Source organism: Flavivirga rizhaonensis (assembly GCF_004791695.1).
In the GTDB taxonomy this organism is placed as follows: domain Bacteria; phylum Bacteroidota; class Bacteroidia; order Flavobacteriales; family Flavobacteriaceae; genus Flavivirga; species Flavivirga rizhaonensis.
The window spans coordinates 82,727-104,471 of the sequence record NZ_SRSO01000009.1; the positions used below are offsets into that span (position 1 = coordinate 82,727).

General features: G+C 32.0%; 19 protein-coding genes. 6 read left to right on the plus strand and 13 right to left on the minus strand.

Annotated features, from left to right (window positions below; translation table 11 throughout):
* The first annotated feature begins 171 nt into the window (after window positions 1-171).
* The 4 genes from lysA to EM932_RS08485 all read left to right on the plus strand — a co-directional run bounded on the left by lysA (window position 172) and on the right by EM932_RS08485 (window position 7,583).
* A complete protein-coding gene (gene lysA, locus EM932_RS08470; protein WP_135876807.1) occupies window positions 172-1,407 on the plus strand; it encodes a diaminopimelate decarboxylase in 1,236 nt (411 codons plus the stop codon).
* A 294-nt stretch (window positions 1,408-1,701) separates the two neighbouring features.
* Complete coding sequence (locus EM932_RS08475) at window positions 1,702-2,886, plus strand: DUF1624 domain-containing protein (RefSeq protein ID WP_135876751.1); 1,185 nt, start codon at window positions 1,702-1,704, stop codon at window positions 2,884-2,886.
* Between the two features lies 1 nt (window position 2,887).
* Window positions 2,888-4,186, plus strand: coding sequence for an APC family permease (locus tag EM932_RS08480; protein WP_135876752.1), 1,299 nt, complete (start codon window positions 2,888-2,890; stop codon window positions 4,184-4,186).
* Between the two features lie 121 nt (window positions 4,187-4,307).
* Window positions 4,308-7,583 (plus strand): S41 family peptidase, encoded by a 3,276-nt coding sequence (locus tag EM932_RS08485; RefSeq protein ID WP_135876753.1) that lies wholly within the window; start codon window positions 4,308-4,310, stop codon window positions 7,581-7,583.
* A 60-nt stretch (window positions 7,584-7,643) separates the two neighbouring features.
* Here EM932_RS08485 and EM932_RS08490 read toward each other — a convergent pair whose 3' ends face one another.
* From EM932_RS08490 to EM932_RS08505, 4 genes are all read right to left on the minus strand, one after another.
* Window positions 7,644-8,201 (minus strand): hypothetical protein, encoded by a 558-nt coding sequence (locus EM932_RS08490; RefSeq protein WP_211344269.1) that lies wholly within the window; start codon window positions 8,199-8,201, stop codon window positions 7,644-7,646.
* A gap of 2 nt (window positions 8,202-8,203) precedes the next feature.
* Window positions 8,204-8,452 (minus strand): hypothetical protein, encoded by a 249-nt coding sequence (locus tag EM932_RS08495; RefSeq protein WP_246040976.1) that lies wholly within the window; start codon window positions 8,450-8,452, stop codon window positions 8,204-8,206.
* An 85-nt stretch (window positions 8,453-8,537) separates the two neighbouring features.
* Complete coding sequence (locus tag EM932_RS08500) at window positions 8,538-9,950, minus strand: M20/M25/M40 family metallo-hydrolase (protein WP_135876755.1); 1,413 nt, start codon at window positions 9,948-9,950, stop codon at window positions 8,538-8,540.
* A gap of 89 nt (window positions 9,951-10,039) precedes the next feature.
* Window positions 10,040-10,891, minus strand: a complete 852-nt coding sequence (locus tag EM932_RS08505) for a PPK2 family polyphosphate kinase (RefSeq protein ID WP_135876756.1) — start codon at window positions 10,889-10,891, stop codon at window positions 10,040-10,042.
* A gap of 133 nt (window positions 10,892-11,024) precedes the next feature.
* Between EM932_RS08505 and EM932_RS08510 the strand changes: the two genes are divergently transcribed.
* Complete coding sequence (locus EM932_RS08510; protein WP_135876757.1) at window positions 11,025-11,540, plus strand: flavodoxin family protein; 516 nt, start codon at window positions 11,025-11,027, stop codon at window positions 11,538-11,540.
* Window positions 11,541-11,699: 159 nt separating this feature from the next.
* A complete protein-coding gene (locus tag EM932_RS08515) occupies window positions 11,700-12,470 on the plus strand; it encodes a hypothetical protein (RefSeq protein WP_135876758.1) in 771 nt (256 codons plus the stop codon).
* A gap of 74 nt (window positions 12,471-12,544) precedes the next feature.
* Here EM932_RS08515 and EM932_RS08520 read toward each other — a convergent pair whose 3' ends face one another.
* The 9 genes from EM932_RS08520 to EM932_RS08560 all read right to left on the minus strand — a co-directional run bounded on the left by EM932_RS08520 (window position 12,545) and on the right by EM932_RS08560 (window position 21,662).
* Window positions 12,545-13,708, minus strand: a complete 1,164-nt coding sequence (locus EM932_RS08520) for a sigma-54-dependent transcriptional regulator (protein ID WP_135876759.1) — start codon at window positions 13,706-13,708, stop codon at window positions 12,545-12,547.
* 84 nt (window positions 13,709-13,792) lie between these two features.
* Window positions 13,793-14,728, minus strand: a complete 936-nt coding sequence (locus tag EM932_RS08525; RefSeq protein WP_135876760.1) for a mechanosensitive ion channel family protein — start codon at window positions 14,726-14,728, stop codon at window positions 13,793-13,795.
* A gap of 1 nt (window position 14,729) precedes the next feature.
* Window positions 14,730-16,043 carry an ABC transporter permease gene (locus EM932_RS08530; protein WP_135876761.1) on the minus strand — a complete coding sequence of 438 codons (1,314 nt, stop codon included), beginning with the start codon at window positions 16,041-16,043 and terminating at the stop codon, window positions 14,730-14,732.
* A 5-nt stretch (window positions 16,044-16,048) separates the two neighbouring features.
* Window positions 16,049-16,975 (minus strand): ABC transporter ATP-binding protein, encoded by a 927-nt coding sequence (locus EM932_RS08535; RefSeq protein WP_135876762.1) that lies wholly within the window; start codon window positions 16,973-16,975, stop codon window positions 16,049-16,051.
* A 309-nt stretch (window positions 16,976-17,284) separates the two neighbouring features.
* Window positions 17,285-18,406, minus strand: a complete 1,122-nt coding sequence (gene dnaJ / locus EM932_RS08540) for a molecular chaperone DnaJ (protein WP_135876763.1) — start codon at window positions 18,404-18,406, stop codon at window positions 17,285-17,287.
* Between the two features lie 9 nt (window positions 18,407-18,415).
* The gene (locus EM932_RS08545) at window positions 18,416-18,967 is read right to left on the minus strand and encodes a nucleotide exchange factor GrpE (protein ID WP_135876764.1); all 552 of its coding nucleotides are present in this window, start codon (window positions 18,965-18,967) and stop codon (window positions 18,416-18,418) included.
* Window positions 18,968-19,349: 382 nt separating this feature from the next.
* Complete coding sequence (locus tag EM932_RS08550) at window positions 19,350-20,255, minus strand: TIGR01777 family oxidoreductase (RefSeq protein ID WP_135876765.1); 906 nt, start codon at window positions 20,253-20,255, stop codon at window positions 19,350-19,352.
* Between the two features lie 211 nt (window positions 20,256-20,466).
* Window positions 20,467-21,156 (minus strand): tRNA (5-methylaminomethyl-2-thiouridine)(34)-methyltransferase MnmD, encoded by a 690-nt coding sequence (gene mnmD, locus EM932_RS08555; protein ID WP_135876766.1) that lies wholly within the window; start codon window positions 21,154-21,156, stop codon window positions 20,467-20,469.
* Between the two features lie 2 nt (window positions 21,157-21,158).
* The gene (locus EM932_RS08560; protein ID WP_135876767.1) at window positions 21,159-21,662 is read right to left on the minus strand and encodes a DUF4920 domain-containing protein; all 504 of its coding nucleotides are present in this window, start codon (window positions 21,660-21,662) and stop codon (window positions 21,159-21,161) included.
* Between the last annotated feature and the right edge of the window lie 83 nt (window positions 21,663-21,745).

Here is a 21,745-nt window from a genome sequence, read left to right on the forward strand (position 1 = left end):
AAATAATAGCAATTACTTACCCTAATATTTAATTATGAAAACTTACCCACAGTAAATTATGGTAAAACACATATGTTAAATAATTAACATATTGTTTAATTTGTATAATTTTTTAATTAATTATTTTTTATTTATTCGAATAAAATATCTTTGAAGAAAATTAGAAAAATTATGTTAGAAAATCAATTGCTGAAAATTGCACAAGATTTTGGAAGTCCCGTTTATGTGTATGATGCTGAAAAAATTGAAAATCAATACAAAAGACTTACAAATGCTTTTAAAAATGTAAAAAAACTTAAGATTAACTATGCAGTTAAGGCGCTTTCTAATATATCTATATTAAAACTTTTAAACTCACTAGGATCAGGTATAGATACGGTATCTATTCAAGAAGTTCAACTTGGCCTCGCTGCTGGTTTTTTACCAGAGCAGATTATTTTCACGCCTAACGGTGTATCCTTATCAGAAATAGAAGAAGCTGCAAAACTAGGTGTTAAAATTAATATTGATAACCTTTCCATATTAGAACAATTTGGAACAAAACATCCAAAAACACCTGTATGTATCCGTATTAATCCACATGTTATGGCAGGTGGTAATAGTAATATTTCAGTTGGACATATCGATTCTAAATTTGGAATTTCTATTCATCAAATACCACACATATTGCGTATTGTAGAAAATACCCAAATGACTATTAATGGTATTCATATGCATACGGGTAGCGATATCTTAGATATTGAAGTCTTTTTATATGCCAGTGAAATATTATTTGAAACTGCAAAACAATTTAAAAATCTAGATTTCATTGACTTTGGCTCTGGTTTTAAAGTGCCTTACAAACAAGGTGATATTGAAACCAACATTGAAGAGTTAGGAAAAAAATTATCCGCAAGATTTAACGAATTTTGCAAAAATTATGGAAAAGATTTAACCCTAGCTTTTGAGCCTGGTAAATTTCTAGTGAGTGAATCCGGAAGCTTTTTAACCAAAGTAAATGCTGTTAAACAAACAACCTCTACGGTATTTGCCCAAGTAGATTCTGGATTTAATCATCTTATTAGACCAATGTTTTATGGATCTCACCATGATATTGTAAACATTTCGAACCCTAAAGGACGTGAACGTTTTTACACCGTTGTAGGTTATATTTGCGAAACAGATACTTTTGGAAATAACAGACGTATCAATGAGATTAATGAAGGTGATATTTTATGCTTTAAAAATGCTGGCGCCTATTGCTTCTCTATGACTAGTAATTACAATTCCAGATATCGTCCTGCAGAAGTTTTATGGTATAAAAACAAAGCACATTTAATTAGAAAAAGAGAAACTTTTGAAGACATTACTAAAAATCAAATTGAGGTCGATTTTAGTACAAAAAAAGAAAAAGTTTTAGTAAAATAATGACATAACACCTTGTTCTTAATAGTTATGAGACTGTCTAAAAAGTGGTTAATCTTGTCATTCAGAGCAACGCGAAGAATCTTATTTCACTCATAATCAGAGTCATATATTTTAAAGAGATTCTTCACAGCTTCGCTGATACCTTCGAAACAAAATATATTTTGTTTCGAAGGTAATATTCAGAATGACACTTTTTAGACAGCCTCATTTTTTTATATGCAATAAATTTTAACATTGATATGTCTTCGATTTATTTTATCTTTCCTACTTACAGCGATTAAAAAACAACAAAGAGTGGTTCAAATAAAAACTACCCGTATTGAATCCATAGACATATTAAGAGGAGTTGTGATGGTCATTATGGCATTAGATCATGTTAGAGACTTTTTTCATTTAGGTGCTTTTAGTAGTGATCCCACAAACTTAGACACGACAACTCCCTTTTTATTTTTTACTAGGTTTATAACTCATTACTGCGCGCCTGTTTTTGTATTTTTAGCAGGTACTTCTGCTTTTCTATACGGTACAAAAAAAACCAAACCCCAGTTATTTAAATTTTTATTGACCAGAGGCATATGGCTTATTCTCTTAGAAATAGTATTAAATAATTTATTATGGTGGTTTGATTTAACATATAGCTTTATGGTACTTCAGGTAATCTGGGCTATTGGTTTAAGTATGATTTTTCTATCTTTTTTAATTTATCTACCCATAAGAGTTATACTAATCATTGGTATCCTATTAGTAGCTGGTCACAATACTTTAGATGGTATAACTGTGCAAGGAAACAATTTTAAATCCATACTATGGTATATATTGCACCAACAACAGTTTCTACCCATTAACTCTACTCGTATTCTGGTTTTTGCTTACCCGATTATTCCATGGATTGGAGTCATGGCTTTGGGTTTTTGTTTTGGTTCTTTTTATAAGAAAGGTTTTAACGTTGCTGTTCGTAAAAAATGGTTAGCTATTTTGGGTATTAGCTCTATAGTTTTATTCTTTATCCTAAGAAGCCTCAATATTTATGGTGATTTAGTACCTTGGTCAACTCAAAATACTACAATAAAAACTATATTATCTTTTTTTAATGTAACTAAATATCCGCCTTCTTTAGTATATGTATTAATAACTATTGGACCTTCGTTATTATTCTTATATGGCATAGAAACTGTTAAGAATAAAGTCTCAGACTTCTTTTTAGTATTTGGACGTGTGCCATTACTTTACTATTTCCTTCATATATTCACTATTCATATTTTAGCCATTGCTGGTCTTGTAATTTTAGGAGGGAACTGGAAAGACCTAATATTATCTTCAAACGCTTTTAGTAACCCTAATCTTGCTAATTACGGGTATTCATTATTTGTTGTTTATCTAGTATGGATAAGTGTTATAGCGCTTCTTTATTTTCCATCTAAAAAATACATGATATATAAAGTAAATAATAAAGATAAATGGTGGTTAAGCTACTTATAATATGAATAATAAAGAAGAAGGATTAAAAAGAAGTGTTGGTGTTTTAGGTTTATCTGCCAATATTATCAATATCATTATAGGTGCAGGTATTTTTGCTCTACCTGCTGTTATAGCTTCTAAAATGGGAGCTTCTAGTATTGTCGCTTATATGTTTTGCGGTATTTTAATAGCACTTGTTATGTTATGTTTTGCTGAAGCAGGTAGCAAAGTAACTAATACTGGTGGTCCTTACACTTACATTGAAACAGCTTTTGGTAATTATGCTGGTTTTTTAGGGGGTATTTTTGCTATTATTGGCACCTTGTTTGCAGATGCAGCTGTATCCAATGCTTTAGTAAATATATTAGCATCGGGGTATCCTATTTTTGAAAATGACTGGGTTCGATTATCATTTCTATTTATAATTTTCTTTGGATTAGCTTATATCAACATTATTGGATTAAAGCAAGGTATAGGCCTTGTTAAATTCAACACGCTTGCCAAATTAATCCCTTTACTTTTACTAGTACTCATAGGCTGGAAAGAAGTCTCTTTTAGCAATTTGTATATTGATACTATGCCAAGTATTAAAAAACTAGGAGAAACATCGCTTATTCTATTCTTTGCCTTTCAAGGTGCTGAAACTGGTCTTGTTGTAGGTGGTGAAGTTATAAACCCAAAGCGTACAGTTCCTAAAGCTATCTTTATTAGTATTTTAACTGTAGTTGGTGTCTATATTTTAATACAAACAGTATCACAAGGTGTTTTAGGTAGTGATTTACCAAGTTTTAAAGCTGCACCACTTGCCGAAACTGCTAAAGTAGTTTTTGGACCTTTTGGATACACCTTATTATTTATTGGAGCAGTTGTTTCTATGTTTGGTTTTTTAAGTGGTTCCATACTTAACAATCCCAGAGTCATATACGCGCTATCAAGAGATAAAGTTATCCCATTAAAAACATTCTCTAAAATTCATAAGTCATTTAAGACTCCTTATATAGCAATCATCATATATGCCGTTATTGGCTTTACACTCTCAGCTACTGGCAGTTTTGAAAAATTAGCAATCATTGCTAGTAGTGCTATGTTAATTATTTATTTAGGCGTGGCATTATCAGTTATGAAATTACGCAAGTCACAACAATATAAAGAAGGTGAATTCAAAATCCCAGGAGGCTTTATAATCCCTATACTTTCAATCAGTATTATTTTATATTTTTTATCTAATTTATCTATTGATGAAATGATAGCAACGGGTGTGTTAATAGCTGTTTTAACTATTATTTATGGTATATTTAAAAAACTAAATATTAAAAATTAAAAGAGTCTTTAAAAGCGAAACTGATTTCTATTTAAAAACTATTCAAATCAGAAAAAACAAGTCAAATTGTACTAACCAACATATAACCATTTTCTAGTATAATTATTAAAACTATATCTTAATGAAAACATCAATCAAAACCTCATCAGCTCTAAGTATAATCTTTGCTATGACATTATTTTCATCAATAAAAAGTCATGCTCAGGGCACTCGCTTATTATCTCAACCAGCTATAAGCGATACACATATTGCTTTTATTTATGCCGAAGATCTATGGGTAGCCAATAAAGATGGTTCTAACCCCAAACGACTTACTATTGATGAAGGGATTGAATCAACTCCTATATTTTCACCAGACGGTACTAAAATAGCATTCAATGCTCAGTATGATGGTAATACAGACGTTTTTATAGTACCCGTTTCCGGAGGAATCCCAAAAAGACTTACTTGGCACCCCTACAATGACTTAGTTCGTGATTTTTCTGCAGACGGTTCTAAAGTATTATTTGCTTCTCAACGGAATAGCTATAATAACAGACATTTTAAGCTTTATACCATATCAACAAACGGTGGTGCTGTAACGCAACTGGAAATCCCTAATGGGTTTTGGGCTAGCTATTCAGGTAATGAAAGTCATATAGCTTATACACCGCTTTACGATGCTTTTAACCAATGGAAACACTATCGTGGCGGCATGATTTCCCGTATATGGATTTATAATACAAAATCACATAAAGTAGAAGAAATTTCAAAACCTACAGGAGGCAGTAACGATAGCACGCCACAATGGTCTGGAGATCATGTATATTTTAGAAGTGATAGAGACGGTGAATTTAACCTATATAGTTATAACGTAAACACAAAGTCAATTAATCAATTAACCCAGTTTAAAGATTTCTCTATTATTAATTTATCTGCTGGTAAAAATGATGTCATATTTGAACAAGCAGGCTATTTACATGTTTACAATATAGCATCTGGAAATGCAACGAAGCTTAACATCAATATTACTACAGATTTATTAGAATTAAGACCTCGTTATGTATCTGGCAATCGTTATATAAGAAGCGGTTCTATTTCTCCTTCTGGTGTGCGTTTTGTTGCAGATTTTAGAGGAGATATCATTACCATTCCAGCAAAGAAAGGCGACCCTAGAAACATTACCAATACGCCAGGAGTTCATGAAAAGTATCCGGCCTGGTCTCCAAATGGAAAACAGATTGCCTATTTTTCTGATGCTTCTGGTGAATATGCGCTACATATTCAAAATGTTAGTAACGGAAACACTAAAAAAGTACCGCTGACAGGTCATGGCTTTTATGCCAATATATATTGGTCGCCAGATAATAATAAAATAACTTTTGTTGATAACGGAAGAACGTTATATGTACTAGATTTAACTACTGATAAAACAAGTAAAATAGCATCAGATGCGTTATATACTCCCGGAGTTTTTAGAGAGCTTTTTGGAGATTGGTCTGCAGATTCTAATTGGATTGCATACACCACAATTACCGAAACCAATTTTGAGCAAGTTCACCTCTATTCACTTATAGAAAATAAGTCTTTCACACTTTCTGACGGTTTATCGAATATATCCGATCCTGTTTTCGATCCCAGTGGAAAATATCTTTATATGATTGCTTCTACCGATGCAGGCCCTGTGGTTAATTGGTTTGATCAATCTAATCAAGATATGGAATTAAGCAATTCTATTTATTTGGTAACACTTCAAAAAGAAACAGTATCTCCTTTCGCAAAAGAAAATGATGTTGAAGAAATTAAAGAGGATTCGCCTGAAGATGATGAAGAAAAAGAAAAAGAGAACAAGAAAAAGGGAAAGAAAGATCAAAAAGAAGAAACTGAGACACTTAAAATAGATTGGGATGGTATACAAAACAGAATTGTAGATATTCCTATTTCTTCAGGTATTTATCAAGATTTAGGCATTGCAAAAGAAGGGCAACTATACTATTTATCAAGAACACCACATGCAAACACTACAACGTTGCATAAATATGATTTAAAAGAAAGAAAAGATGAAAGTATCATGCCTGCAGATTATTATGAAATTGCAGCCAAAGGTGATAAAATGGGGTATAGAGTTCATGGTAAAATAGGAATCACAGACACTGGTAAAAAACCTGAAGACGGATTAATAAACATATCTAATGTGCAAGTAAAAATCGACCCTGTTGCAGAATGGAAAAACATCTTTAATGAGGCTTGGAGAGTAAACCGAGATTATTTTTACGATCCAGGAATGCACGGTGTAGACTGGAATGCTATGAAAACCAAATATGAAGTTTTTTTACCACATGTTGCTTGTAGAAGTGATTTATACAGAATGATGGGTTGGATGTTTAGCGAATTAGCTGTTGGGCATCACCGTTTTCAAGGCAGAGGTGACCGCATGAATAATCCGCAAAGGATTAATGGCGGTCTGTTAGGAGCTGATTATGAAGTAAAAAACAATCGCTATCGCATTAAAAAAATATATGGTGGTTTAAATTGGAATCCAAACATGCGTTCTCCTTTAACAGAACCGGGAGTTAATGTAAACACTGGAGATTATATACTTGCTGTGAATGGTAAAAATGTAAGCTCTAAAGATAATCTTTATAGTTTTTTCGAAAATACAGCTAATAAAATCACAACACTTAAAGTTAGTTCAAACTCAAACGGATCAAACGCACGTAGCGTAAAGGTAACTCCGATAAGAAATGAACGATCTTTGAGAAATAGAGCATGGATTGAAAACAATATTAAAAAAGTTGACAAAGCGACTAACGGTCAAGTTGCTTATGTGTATGTGCCTAATACAGCAGGAGCTGGACATGAATACTTTAAACGCTACTTCTTCCCACAAGCAAATAAAAAAGCAATCATTATTGATGAACGCTTTAATGGTGGAGGACAATTGGCTGATTATTATATAGACATGTTGAAAAAACCTGAACAGGCATATTGGAACTTCCGTTATGGTAAAGATTTAAAGTCGCCTAGTGCCTCAATACAAGGGCCTAAAGTTATGATAACAGATGAAACTGCTGGTTCTGGTGGTGATTATTTACCATGGTTATTTAGAAAATTTAAACTAGGAACTATCGTCGGTAAACGTACCTGGGGAGGCTTGGTAGGTGTTTTAGGATATCCAGAATTTATTGATGGCGGTAGCGTTACTGCTCCAAACGTGGCTTTTTATACAAAAGATGGATTTAGAGTTGAAAATGAAGGTGTTGCTCCAGATATTGAGATTGAACAATGGCCAGAACAAGTTATAAATGGTAAAGACCCACAACTTGAAAAAGCTATTGAAGTCGCTTTAAAAGAGTTAAAAGAAAACCCTCCGAAAACTATGGAGCGACCTAACTATCCAATAAAAACAAAAAATTAATTAAAATAAAAAGGCGTTTTTAATGTATGTTAAAAACGCCTTTTATCTTTTGTATATAAATTATTCTCTCAATTTCCCAGTAAAAACACTCACCTTGGAATTAAAAGGATTTCCTGAAGCACGACGAAGCAGAACTACCTGACCACAATGCCATAAAGCGTCAGCTATCGGCCCGTTAATAATATTCCAGAATGGAAATCTGTCATTATCAAATTGAGACACATCATCCATGTTTCTTAAAATATCAGAGGCTTTCTTAAAATTCAATAGGGTCTTCTTTCTTTTTTCTTCAAATGAAGTTTCTTTATCTTTATTTCTTTCTCCTTTTTCTAATATTGAACTAAGAATAAAGTTAGAAAGTCCTAAAATATGATCAATAGTCTCTGCACTGGTACGTCCAGTCTCACTAGGCTTATATGCAAGATCTTCGCTACGTAAGTCCTCTGTAGCCCAATAGTAGCGAAATCCCAATCCATCTACCATTCTAGCAGCCACAGTTCCTGCTGTATAGCTCTCTGGATGATTTGGTATTTCATAATAAGGTAATTTTTCCTCTTCGGATTGTGCCATTACAAATGTTGAAAATAGTAAGGCAAACATCATAGTAAGTTTTTTCATTTTTATTTTGGTTCTAGTGACATTACGTAATCGTAGCTTTCATCTAAATAACGAGATACATTATCTAAATCCTCCAACATGTTTTCAGGGATCAATACATAGCCTTTCATAACCGCTCCGTAAGATTTATATATGGACGAATTGAATTCTTTTATGTATTTTTCTTGGACTTCTTTTGAAAATCTAATGCCTATTTCGCAATCTTTATTAAAGAGAGAAAACATATGGCCATTAGCAGAAGTATACGGCATTGTTTTTCCTTTGCGATCAAATCTCGAGCACTTCTCAACGAGTTGATCATAAACTTTTAGTTTCTCGTCCCACATAATTTGTATATTATTTTTTTATTTGTTTCTCATTTATAATGGGATTAACGCCATATTTATCAAATAAGTAAACTAATGCTGTCATCGTTGCAGCTCCTAACTCTAATTCGCGCTTATTAACAGCATCAAATGTATCATTGCTAGCATGGTGATGATCAAAATAACGTTGCGAATCTGGTCTTAACCCTGCTAATACATTGGTTTCTGTTTTAAGAGGTCCGACATCTGCTCCACTGTGTCCTTTCTCAAAATAATGGATTAAATACGGTTTAAATAACGGTTGCCAACTTAAAACCTGATTAAAACTTGCATCATTACAATCAAAAGAGAATCCTCGCGGTGTAAAACCACCTGCGTCACTCTCTAAAGCAAACACATGATTTTCTCCTTTTTGTTTGGCTACTTCTGCATATTTTTTTCCGCCCCTTAATCCATTTTCTTCATTCATAAACAGTACAACTCTTATACTTCTTTTTGGTGTTATTCCTGATTCTTTTAATAAGCGCAGCACATCCATAGATTGTACTACACCAGCACCATCATCATGAGAGCCATCACCTAAATCCCAAGAATCTAAATGTCCGCCAACAATCATATATTCATTTGGAAATTCACTTCCTGTTATTTGCCCAATAACATTATAAGACAAGACATCCTTTAGCTGTTTACAGCTTTGTTTAAAATAGAATTTTATTGATTTGTCAAGTTTTAGCATGGTGCTCAATAATTCAGCATCATTAGTGCTTATCGCCGCAGACGGTATCCTATCTGTTACAGGTATGTCTCCATAAGTCATGCTTCCCGTATGAGGAAAATCATCTAATCTTAAATTCATAGATCTAACAATAACACCAGCAGCTCCGTACTTTGAGGCTTCAATAGCCCCTTTATAACGTTGGTTAACACATCCGCCATAAGCTTCAAATGTATCAATTAAATCAGCCTGCATCGGTCTGTTATAAAACACTATTTTGCCTTCAATATTTTCTTTTCCTAGCGTTTCTAATTCCTCAAAGTTTTTAACCTCTACGACATTTGCTTTTAAGCCAAGTGCAGCAGTCGCAACGGAGCCTCCTAATGCACAAATATTAACAGTTGTCGTTTTTCCTTTCTCAGATTCTATAAATGCATGTTCTTTAAAACCACGTACCCATTTAGGAACCATGACTGGTTGTAACCAAACTTTATCCAAACCTAATTTATCGAGTTCTTCTTTGGTATAATTAACTGCTTTCTCTGCATTCAAAGACCCCGATAGGCGTCCTCCTATTTGATTAGACAGGTGATTTAGCCAATCATAGCTTTTACCATTAGTTAAAGCGTTTTTATAGATTTTTTTCAGGACTTCTGCATCATTTTGAGCGTATGTATTAACTGAAAATATGATCCCTAAAAGGCAAAGCAACAATTTTAATTTACTCATATAATATTTTTTAGGTTTAAAGATACTACTTATTAAAAGCTAAAAATCTAAAAGAAATCATAAAACAATTGTTACTTCAAGTAATATGCTTACTCGTTGTTTAATTCTTCTTTATACATTTTAAGATTTGCCTTAATATCATCATCAAGCTCAGGCTCCTGTATATCTTTATATGTACTTAAAACATCATACATTATTTTTGCTACCATGTAACGTGCTGTTGGTTTGTCATCAGCTGGAATAGTATACCACGGAGCATGCGGTTTAGAGGTTCTGTTTATGGCATCTTCATAACATTCTTGATACTTTTCCCAAAGTTTACGCTCTTTTAAATCACCAGGAGAAAACTTCCAATTTTTTTCTTGTTTTTCTAAACGACGTAATAGCCTGTTTTTCTGTTCTTCTTTGGAGAGGTTTAAGAAAAACTTAAAAATGATGGTCCCACTTTCTGCTATATACTTCTCAAAATTATTAATTTGCTCGAAACGTTTGTCCCAAAAAGCATCATCAATATCATCAATAGAATTTACTGTTGGAATATTTTCTCCTAAAATATAACCAGGGTGCACTCTTGTTACTAATACATTTTCATAGTGAGTTCTGTTAAAGACACCAAATTTACCACGAGCAGGTAGAGCTATATAATGCCTCCAAATATAATCATGTTTAAGTTCTAATTGTGTAGGAACTTTAAAGCTATGAACCACAACGCCACGTGCGTTGAAATCTTTAAAGACTTCACGTATTAAACTGTCCTTACCCGAGGTATCCATACCTTGTAAACATACTAAAACTGCATATTTACCGTGTGCATAAAGCGTATCTTGAAGTTTACCTAATTTTTTTCTAACACTTTTTAATTCTTTTTCAGCATTATCAATTACAGCTCTAGTTTCAGAATTTTTTAACGATATGTTTGTAGTTACTTTGTAATTGTCCATTTTTAAAATTTTATATGGATTAAATATATAAAATGCAATCGATTATATCATATTAACTATTAATTGTTTCTATTGAAAACTGTTAAACGGGCTCCTTTAAAATTGTTATTTTGATTATATATTTTTAATAATTATGAAAAAAAGCGTCATAATACAAGCAAGTTCCAGAAGCCACGGAGACACTAATAAAATAGTTAATTACATAGCTAAAAATAACGATATGGACGTTATTGATTTAAGAACAAAAAACATTGGTCATTATGATTATGAGTATAAAAATAAAGGCGATGATTTTTTAGGTTTAATAACACATATTATTGAAACCTATGACACCATAATTTTTGCTACACCTGTTTACTGGTATAGTATGAGTGGTATTTTAAAAGTATTTTTTGATAGAATTTCCGATTTAATACGAGTACATAAAGACACTGGAAGAAAATTACGTGGTAAAAATATGACCATGATTAGTAGTAGTAATTCTGATGACTTAAAAGAAGGGTTTTCTATGCCATTTGTAGAATCTGCAAACTACTTGGGTATGAATTATTTAGGAGATATTCACGTATACATTGAAAATGATTTTATCAATAATGAAGTAAAACTTAAAATAGATACGTTTATAGAAACCATAAATAATACCATATAAACAATTTTATAAATTTCAATTTTGAAATCTTAATCTTACAAAAAATTCGTTTAAATGCATTTTATCGTATTAAATTTATATTATAACGGTAAAATTCATTGTTTTTTATAATGTTTTTAATACATTGCAACCCCTATTTATCGTATAAAACCAAATGTTATGAAAAATTATTACTTTATACTATTTATAATCACGTCGTTTGTTGTTAACGGACAGGGTGATTGTGACTATGCCAATTCATATCTAGTTAGTGCCTACTCACATGTTAAGGATTCTTATGATTCCAATAATATAAATCATTTACAATATTATGCTAACAGGTCTTTAGAATCTTTTAAACTTGCTAAAAAGGAGTTTACTAATTGTAATTGTAAAGCTGCATTAGAACTTACAGATAAATGTATAGAATTATTAGCAAAGGTAGATACTGCTGAAACTTTTGAAAATGGTCGTTTTTTTGTAAAGCGTGCTAGAGATTACAGTAAAAACAGTGTTATAGAAATTGATAAATGTTCTGCTGCTATTCCTTCTAATGAAGATAATGGAGATCTTGCTGTGGCTCAAGTCCAAGGAGGTGATGACCTTACCGACTTACAAAACGAACAGTTAAGACTAAAACAGCAACAAGAAGCTTTAAAGCTTAAAGAACAGCAAATCAAAATGAAACTAGCTGAGCAAAAAGAAAAAGAATTACTAATAAAGAAGAAAAAATTAATCCTTTCTTACGAAAATGCTATTTCATCAAACATTAATACTTACAACGAAACCTTAAATATTTGCGGATGTATCAATTACAAACCTTTTAGGGATAATAAATCTTTAGAAGATATGACAGAAAAAAATATTGAAGAAGTGAAAGCACATTACATGATTCGCATTAAAACTATGGCTTCTGAATACGTATCATTAATAAATGATTGCGAAGAATAAGTAAAATCAAATTCAAAAAAATAGGCTATTTAAATTATTTAGATAGCCTATTTTTTTATAAATAATTCTATTATTTACTTAGAAGCAAATAATTTAACATCTTCTTCACTTACTTCTTTACCTCCAAGAATAATTAAACGCTCAACAACATTACGTAATTCTCTTATATTTCCTGTCCAATCGTAATCCTGTAATAATTTAATAGCTTTATCTGAAAACGATTTTTTAGCTGTTCCCTGTTCGCTAGCAATCTTTTTTGTAAAATGATTTACTAATAAAGGAATATCATCTCGCCTATCATTTAAAGCCGGAACTTTAATTAATATAACAGCTAGTCTGTGATATAAATCTTCACGAAATCTTCCTTCAGCTATTTCTTTTTTTAAATCTTTATTAGTTGCTGCTACCACACGAACATTCACTTTTATATCCTTATCGCTCCCTACGCGTTGAATACGACTTTCTTGTAAAGCTCTAAGTACCTTAGCTTGAGCAGGTAAACTCATATCTCCAATTTCATCTAAAAAGATAGTCCCTCCATTTGCTGCTTCAAATTTACCAGCTCTGTCTTTAACGGCACTTGTAAAAGCGCCTTTAACATGACCAAATAGCTCACTTTCTATAAGTTCGCTAGGTATTGCAGCACAATTAACCTCAATCATAGCACCTTTAGATCTGTCACTTTTTTGATGTAACCAATGTGCTACCAACTCCTTTCCTGTTCCATTAGGTCCAGTAACTAAGACACGGGCATCGGTCTGTGCCACTTTTTCAATGATATTTTTTATATGAGAAATCGCTTCACTTTCTCCAATCATCTCAAAGTTCTTGCTTACTTTCTTTTTAAGAAGTTTGTTTTCAACCACCAATTCTTTTTTATCTAAAGCATTACGAACTGTATTTAACAATCTGTTTAAATCTGGTGGTTTCGATATATAATCAAAAGCCCCTAAACGCATGGTATTAACAGCTGTGTCTAAGTCTCCATGCCCAGAAATCATAACAATAGGTGTTTCAGGTTTAATCTTTTTTACAGCTTCTAAAACTTCAACACCATCCATTTTTGGCATTTTAATGTCGCAAAGCACTAAATCGAAATCATCACTTTTTATTTTTTCAATTCCCAATAAACCATCTTCAGCTTCTTCTACCTCATAGGTATCATTTTCTTCTGAAAGAATTTTAACTAGTACACGTCTAATCGCTGCTTCGTCTTCTATTACTAATATTTTCGGCATTTTCTTTAAGTTTAAAAGAATATAGATGGGAATATACACCATCCACACTCAAATTTTATATATTTTTTAAATCTTTCTCATTTTCTATAGCTCTTTTTGCTGAGAAATGACATGTATATCTCTTTGGGGGAACGGAATAGTTATATTATTTTCCCTGAATATTTTATCGATCGAAAATCTTAAATCACTTTTCGGAATAGCGGCTTGAAAACTATCATTAATAGTAACAATTAATTTAAAATTGAGTGAACTGTCTGCAAAATCTGTAAAAAGAACTAGAGGCTCAGGATACTTTAAAACATTTTTATTTTCTGAAGCTACTTGTAAAAGTAAATTTTTTACAAGTTCCACATCACTACCATAAGCTACGCCAACTTCTACACTTTCTCTTGTAATGGTTCCATTTTGTGTCCAGTTATACAAACTATTGGTTAAATATAAATGGTTGGGAATCACTAATACTTTATTATCAATAGTCACTGCTCTTGTTGTTCGAAGTTTAATCTCTTCAACCCGTCCAACTTTACCTTCTAACTCAATAATATCCCCTACGTGTACAGATTGATCAATAAGGATAAAAACACCTGAAATAATATCTTGAAATAATGTTTGTAATGCTAAACCAACGCCTATTAATAAAGCGGCAGATGCAGCAAAAATAGCTGTAACATTAACACCTATTGAATCAAAAACAATAAGCATGACGATGATATAAATGATCCACCTAGCAAAAGAAAAAACGGAATTAAATTTTGCTTTATCTTCAACCGGCATTTTTCTGGTTACCAATTTTTTAACCCATCTTAAAAGATACGTAGTAATAATAATAACTGCTGCTACGAGTAATACATATTTTACCCTAAGAACAATATCATGCACATCATCCCCAGTACCATATGTAAAATCTATAATCTTGAATTCCAGAAAGTCAACTACCTTTTCCCATGCAGAGCTTTTTGTAATAACATCTCCTATTTCTTCTACACTTTCTTCTATTTTATTAGTTACTTCTTCTTGCATCTTAGTATTTAATCCATTTTATCAATTCTTTATAACTTGGTTTTTTACCATACATTAAAATACCTACGCGATAAATTTTTGCTGCAAACCAGACTGTAAACATAAATGTACCAACCAATAGCAATAATGACACCAATTGTTGCCATAGAGGTACTCCAAAAGGAATCCGCATAAGCATAACCACAGGAGATGTTAATGGTATAAAAGAAAATACCGTAGATACTGTGCCATGTGGGTCTTCAATTACTGTAAAGATACCAATATAAACTGCCAAAATTAAAGGCATCATAATTGGTAATAAAAACTGCTGGGTATCCGTTTCGTTATCTACTGCTGCTCCGATTGCTGCATAGAGCGAGCTGTATAACAAATATCCTCCTATAAAGAACAATATAAAGGCTATTATAAGGTTCATTAATGGTAAATTTTGCAGTGCTGTTTTAAAAGATTCAAAATAAAAATTAAAACCAGAGCCTTCTGATGCTAATTGTATTAGTTCTTGTTGAGGTCCTGCTGAATCAAATAGGTTGATACCGATAACTAATGAAACGACAGTCATTAAAAGACCTCCAAAAATCATCCAAATAACAAATTGTGTAATTCCTGCCAAAGAGGTACCAATTATTTTTCCTAGCATTAATTGTACAGGTTTTACAGATGAAATAATAATTTCAATAATTCTACTAGTTTTTTCCTCAATAACACTCCTCATAATCATATTACCGTAAATAATAATAAACATGAATAATAAATACCCTGCAGCAATACCGAAACCAAGTCTTGCAAAACTATCCAGTTTTGATGTTTTCTCACCCTCAAAACTTTCCTGAGCTATATCTATTTTTATTTTAGAAGCATTAATTAAATCAACATCTATACCTTGCTGTTGTAGTTTTATATTTGTGAACGTCTTTTCTAACTTACTTTCTAAACTAGAAATTAATGTAAGCGAAGGTGTTTCTTCTGAATAAAATTTAATATGCATTGAAGCGGATTCTACAGAATCAAGCTTCCCCACATGTAGTAGTCCATAAGAGGCGGTTTCCTCTGATATATTTTTAGCATCTTCTAAAGATATGTTCTCTAGAATGTGATAGGTTGTTTTTTCTGAATTTTTGAAAATGTCTTGTACAAGTCCTGATTCATCTAAAACAGAAATCGTACGCACTTTATCATTATTTAATTGTGATAAATAAGCAACAACTGCAACCAGTGCTATCATTATAATTGGACTTAAAATAGTCATCACTATAAATGATTTATTTTTAACCTTCGTTAAATATTCACGCTTAATTATGAGAGATAAATGGTTCATACAAATTAATTATTCTGTACTGTTTGAATGAAAATATCGTTTACACTTGGTATTAATTCAACAAAATGAGATATCTCTCCTTTTGAAGTTAAATAACTTAATAAATCATTTGGTGTATCCGTTTGAGATAGTTTTATGTTTAATTTTAATTCATCTTCTAACGTTTTAAAATTAGCTTCAGAAATATCAAATTTATTTGCTAATTCCTGTTCTAAACCTTCTTTATTATTTATCCGAATACCAACTTCATAAGTATTTATTTTATAATCTCGTTTTATATCAATCAATTTTCCATCAAGAATTTTATTCGATTTATGGATCAATGCTATATCATCACAAAGTTCTTCTACAGATTCCATCCTGTGGGTTGAAAAAATAACAGTGGCACCTTCTTCTCGTAGACGTAAAATTTCATCTTTAATTAAATTGGCATTTATAGGGTCGAAACCTGAAAATGGTTCATCAAAAATTAAAAGCTTAGGTTGATGTAGCACAGTGACCACAAATTGTATTTTTTGAGCCATTCCCTTAGATAACTCTTGAATTTTCTTGTTCCACCAATCTCCAATTTCTAAGCGATCAAACCAATATTTTAATCGTGCTTTAGCTTCTGCTTTGCTTAAACCTTTTAATTGGGCCAAATATAAAGCCTGCTCCCCTACTTTCATAGATTTATAAAGCCCTCTTTCTTCGGGTAAATAACCAATATCTTTTATATGAACAGGGTTAAGTAATTCGCCATCTAAGTGTACTTTCCCATAATCTGGCATAGTTATTTGGTTAATAACTCGTATGAGTGTTGTTTTACCTGCTCCATTAGGTCCTAACAAACCAAATATGCTGCCCTTAGGAACTGTAATTGACACTTTATTAAGTGCTTTAAAGTCTCCGAAGTTTTTAGAAACTTCGGAGACTTCTAGTAAGTTCTTCATTCTTATTTTTTAATTGACTTGATTGATGTAAATATATTAAATGTTATAAACTAACATATTAAATAATACTATAAAAGACTTTAAATAAAAGGATTAACTTTATAAAAACAAAACCCACCCTTAAACGATTTAAGGATGGGAAAAAAATTGCTATGAAAAAGAAAAATTACCACTAAAATAAATTAGTGATAATTCAAATATAGTTATTTTTTACATAATAATAACAAAACTATAAGAGAACTTTCTTTTGTAGTTTAAAAAATTTGCGTGCATAATCCTTGTCCTTATTACTAAAAAATGTTCTTCTTATTACGAGAACATATCTTTCACTTTTTCAAAAAATGATTTATCAGAACTTTCTGGTTTTGGCTCAAAATGTTCGTCATTTCTCATAGACTCAAAAAATTCTTTTTGGTGTTTATTCAACGTTTTTGGTGTCCAAACATTTACATGAACTAATAAATCTCCTTTACCATAACCATTTATACTTGGTATACCTTTTCCGCGTAAGCGTAAAATTTTGCCAGATTGTACACCTGCTTCTACTTTAATACGCACTTTACCGGTTACGGTATCGATTTCTTTAGAAGTTCCTAAAACAGCATCTGGATAACTTACATATAAATCATAGTGTAAATTATCGCCTTCTCGCTGTAATTTATCATGATTTTCCTCTTCAATAACGACTATAAGATCTCCAGAAACACCATTTCCTGGTGCTTCATTACCTTTACTAGACACTTTAAGTTGCATACCATCTACAACACCCGCGGGTATTTTTATGGAAACCGTTTCTTCGACAACTTTTAAACCTTGTGAATCGGCATCATTTGGCTTTTTATCGAGAGTTTGCCCTGCTCCTCCACAAACATTACACGGTGCTGATGTTTGCATCCTACCAAGAATAGTATTTGCTATACGTGTTACTTGACCGCTACCATTACATGTTGAACATGTTTTATAGGTTGTTCCTGGTGCTTGAACTTTACGCTTAACTTTTACTTTTTTCTCTACGCCATTAGCAATTTCTTCTAAAGTCAATTTTACACGAATACGAAGATTACTTCCTTTTACACGACGTTGGCCTCCACCACCGCCAAAACCAGAGAATCCACCGCCACCAAAACCACCACCAAAAATATCTCCGAATTGACTAAAAATATCATCCATATTCATGCCGCCTCCACCAAAGCCTCCACCGCCATTTTCAAAGGCTTGATGACCAAATTGATCGTAACGTGCTTTTTTATCGGCATCACTCAACACCTCATAGGCTTCCGCTGCTTCTTTAAATTTAGCTTCTGCTTCTTTATCATCCGGATTCTTGTCTGGATGAAATTCTATAGCTTTTTTTCGGTAAGCTTTTTTTATTTCTGAAGAGGTTGCTCCTTTGCTAACTCCTAAAACCTCGTAATAATCTCTTTTAGCCATGTTTATATTTTATTGCCCTATAACAACTTTTGGAAAACGAATCACTTTCTCACCAAGTTTATACCCTTTTTCGATAACATCAATAATTTTTCCTTTTAAATCGTCACTAGGAGCTGGTATTTGAGTCACAGCTTCATGATCGTCTGCATTAAAAGCATCTCCTTTTTCAACTTTTACAGCTGTTAATCCTTTTTGTTCTAAAGTTGTTACCAACTTTTGGTAAATTAACAAAACACCTTTACGTAACTCTTCTGCTTCTTTATCTTCTTCTATATGAGTTAATGCACGCTCAAAATCATCAAGAATTGGTAACAACGTTTTCATAACGTCTTCGCTCGCTGTCGAAAATAACTCAACGCGCTCTTTTGAAGTACGACGTTTATAATTTTCAAATTCAGCAAATAATCGTAGAAACTTATCTTTCTCTTGTTTTAATTCTTCTTGAAGCTTTTCTTCAACAGTTTGTTCTTCAACAACCTGTTCTTCAACATCAACAGTTTCGCTTTGTACACCGTCTATTTGATCGTTTTCTATATCGTTAGTTTTTTCTTTCTTACTCATTACTGCATTTAAATTTTATACAAATACTAAAATTAGTTGGCAAAAGTACTGCCAATATTATAAAAATGTCATAATGTCATTAAATATTTTTTCAATATTAATTCAAGGGGCTTTTTGTCCATAATTAACTGGAGAATTATTTTTCCTGACTCAAGTTTTTATTGGAATGTAAATTTTTACGTTAATACTAATTTAAATCCAAAAACAACCTGTTTATTAGATTTGGGATTAAGAGGAAAAAACTATTTTGCATTTGATATAGGCTATAAACTTAATAATAAAATAAGCTTAAAAAGCTAGATTTTCCTCAAATCAAACAATAATAACAAATAGTTTTTTTGATACAAGTTACCCTAGGACATCAATTATTTTTGGGTATACTCTATTTTAATAAGTCCTCTAGAGCAGACAACAGGTGATGATATTTAAAAACAAACCCCTTATTTTCTATTTTCTTAGAACTAACCCTTTGGCTTTCAAATAGCAATACATGCATCTCACCTAATACTAACTTTAAAAAGGGTTTAGGAATATTAGGCAAAAACAAAGGTCTACGTATCACATTAGACGCCATTTTTATTAACTCATTGTTTGTAACAGGGTTTGGTGCTACGCCATTATAAACGCCTTTTAAGTTATTTTCTAAGACATATAAAAACATATTTGCTAAATCCTGAATATGAATCCAGGACTGCCATTGTTTACCGTTACCAAAAGCTGCACCCAATCCAAACCTAATAGGCTTGACCATTTCTTGAAGTGCTCCACCATTTTCAGCCAGAACCAAGCCTATTCTTATTTTGGAAACAGTAATATCCAATTTGTCAAACGCATCAACCTCTTGTTCCCATATCTGAACTACCTGGCTTAAAAAAGATTTACTAAAATCTTTAGAGCTTTCTTCGTAATAATTAATTAAGGAATCTGAGTAAATTCCAATAGCACTAGCAGAAATGACTTGTTTTATAGTATGACTCTCTCCTTTTAAAGCATTAACTAGTAACTGAGTTGTTATTTTCCTACTGGATAAAATGTCTTTTTTATAAGAAGGCGTCCAGCGTTTAGAAACAGTTGCTCCTGCCAGATGTATAATAGCATCAACATGCTTAAAACAATCCGTATCTATATCTTGACTCTTAGGATTCCAATAATACCCTTGATAACTTTCTTTTTGAGATATTTTAGTTTTACGTGTTGTTAAGTAATTAACCGCAATACCTTTCTCTTGACAAAGCTTTACAATCTCCTGCCCTATTAAGCCTGTCGCTCCTGTTATTAAAACTCGCATTTTCTTTTTTTATTAAAGTTACAAAAAGACATACCTGTATGCTAACGTTTTATATTAGGTTTAACAGTCTACAATCTGTAGACCAGGAAATTATAAGTGCCCTTTAGAAAACTATTAATATTGCTGAATAGCTTCTTTACAAGCGCGTAACATTTAACTTCGCTGAATACTAACCTTTCCTTTAATATATAGCATTTAACTTCGTTGAATGTCACGCTTCTTTACAAGCACGTAACATTTCACGTTTACCAGGTGGCCCAGGTAAACGCTCAACAACAAAGCCAACTGATTTCATAGCTCGGCGTACACTTCCTTTTGCTGAATAAGTAACCAAAACGCCTCCTACTTTTAATGCATTATACATTTTTAAGAATATGGACTCTGTCCACAATTCAGGCTGTACCCTAGCTCCAAAAGCATCAAAATATATAATATTGTACATGTTTTTTTCTGCGATTTCTGAAAAGAAACGATTTTGTTTCTCTATTGAAAAGTTTTCAGAAACTATATACTTTTTCTCCCAAGTTGCTTTATGTAGCTGTTTAAAAAGAAACGCTTTATTCTGTGCATTTAATTCAATCGGATAATTTAACTGATCAATTTCATCCATTAAAACTGGATAACCTTCTACTCCAAAATAGTTAATATTGATATTTAATTTTTCTGCTTCTAATAAGGTAATAAAAGCGTTTAATCCCGTACCAAAACCAATTTCTAAAATAGTTGCCCGCTTATTTAAGTTTTTGCTTTGTTCAACATTATAGAAGTGAAGCAAGCCATGTTTTATAAACACATGGTAAGCTTCTTGTATAGCACCATGTTTTGAATGGTATTGCTCATCCCAATCAGGTAAATGTATGGTTGATGAACCATCTGCTGTTATTACAACTTCTCGTTTCAAAATTATTGTTTTAATAATACGCCATCAGCTTCAAACGAATAGGTCCTTTTAGGTTCAGTAATTGCAGCTATAGCTTCAGTAGATTTACCTGCATCTTCAGCATAATGCCTCAATTCATCAATTGGTACTTCTTTCACATAAGCCTTTCCATTTACAATAACCTCTTTACCTGCAATGTTTTTAGGTACAAAAAAACCGTAGTCTTTAAATTTCACCATGACTTCATTACCGTCCTCTAAATTTAAGGTCATCCAACACCCTTTTGCCTGACAGACACTATTAACCTTAGCAAGCATTTTAGAATTAATAGAATCTCCTATATTCATAGTTTTGTAGTGTAATGCCATAGATGTGGCTGCTATAGCATCATCTGCAATTATCTCTTTTCCAAAAGATGTATATTCTACAGCTTCTTTTTTTGGTATTTTTTCAGATGATTCCTCATTTTTATTTCTGCAAGAATTTAACATTAAGACACATATAATTACTAAGATAATCGACTTCATGTTATGAATATTTTAATTTTAAACGATTTATATAAATATACCATTTTTTTAAAAACGTTTTTACCTAAATTTGTATCATTAAA

Coding starts and splice junctions, on each gene's coding strand:
- lysA (WP_135876807.1), top strand. CDS start 172: ATGTTAGAAAATCAATTGCTGAAAATTGCACAAGATTTTGGAAGTCCC.
- EM932_RS08480 (WP_135876752.1), top strand. CDS start 2,888: ATGAATAATAAAGAAGAAGGATTAAAAAGAAGTGTTGGTGTTTTAGGT.
- EM932_RS08485 (WP_135876753.1), top strand. CDS start 4,308: ATGAAAACATCAATCAAAACCTCATCAGCTCTAAGTATAATCTTTGCT.
- EM932_RS08490 (WP_211344269.1), bottom strand. CDS start 8,201: ATGAAAAAACTTACTATGATGTTTGCCTTACTATTTTCAACATTTGTA.
- EM932_RS08495 (WP_246040976.1), bottom strand. CDS start 8,452: ATGCCGTATACTTCTGCTAATGGCCATATGTTTTCTCTCTTTAATAAA.
- EM932_RS08500 (WP_135876755.1), bottom strand. CDS start 9,950: ATGAGTAAATTAAAATTGTTGCTTTGCCTTTTAGGGATCATATTTTCA.
- EM932_RS08505 (WP_135876756.1), bottom strand. CDS start 10,891: ATGGACAATTACAAAGTAACTACAAACATATCGTTAAAAAATTCTGAA.
- EM932_RS08510 (WP_135876757.1), top strand. CDS start 11,025: ATGAAAAAAAGCGTCATAATACAAGCAAGTTCCAGAAGCCACGGAGAC.
- EM932_RS08515 (WP_135876758.1), top strand. CDS start 11,700: ATGAAAAATTATTACTTTATACTATTTATAATCACGTCGTTTGTTGTT.
- EM932_RS08520 (WP_135876759.1), bottom strand. CDS start 13,708: ATGCCGAAAATATTAGTAATAGAAGACGAAGCAGCGATTAGACGTGTA.
- EM932_RS08525 (WP_135876760.1), bottom strand. CDS start 14,728: ATGCAAGAAGAAGTAACTAATAAAATAGAAGAAAGTGTAGAAGAAATA.
- EM932_RS08530 (WP_135876761.1), bottom strand. CDS start 16,043: ATGAACCATTTATCTCTCATAATTAAGCGTGAATATTTAACGAAGGTT.
- EM932_RS08535 (WP_135876762.1), bottom strand. CDS start 16,975: ATGAAGAACTTACTAGAAGTCTCCGAAGTTTCTAAAAACTTCGGAGAC.
- dnaJ (WP_135876763.1), bottom strand. CDS start 18,406: ATGGCTAAAAGAGATTATTACGAGGTTTTAGGAGTTAGCAAAGGAGCA.
- EM932_RS08545 (WP_135876764.1), bottom strand. CDS start 18,967: ATGAGTAAGAAAGAAAAAACTAACGATATAGAAAACGATCAAATAGAC.
- EM932_RS08550 (WP_135876765.1), bottom strand. CDS start 20,255: ATGCGAGTTTTAATAACAGGAGCGACAGGCTTAATAGGGCAGGAGATT.
- EM932_RS08560 (WP_135876767.1), bottom strand. CDS start 21,662: ATGAAGTCGATTATCTTAGTAATTATATGTGTCTTAATGTTAAATTCT.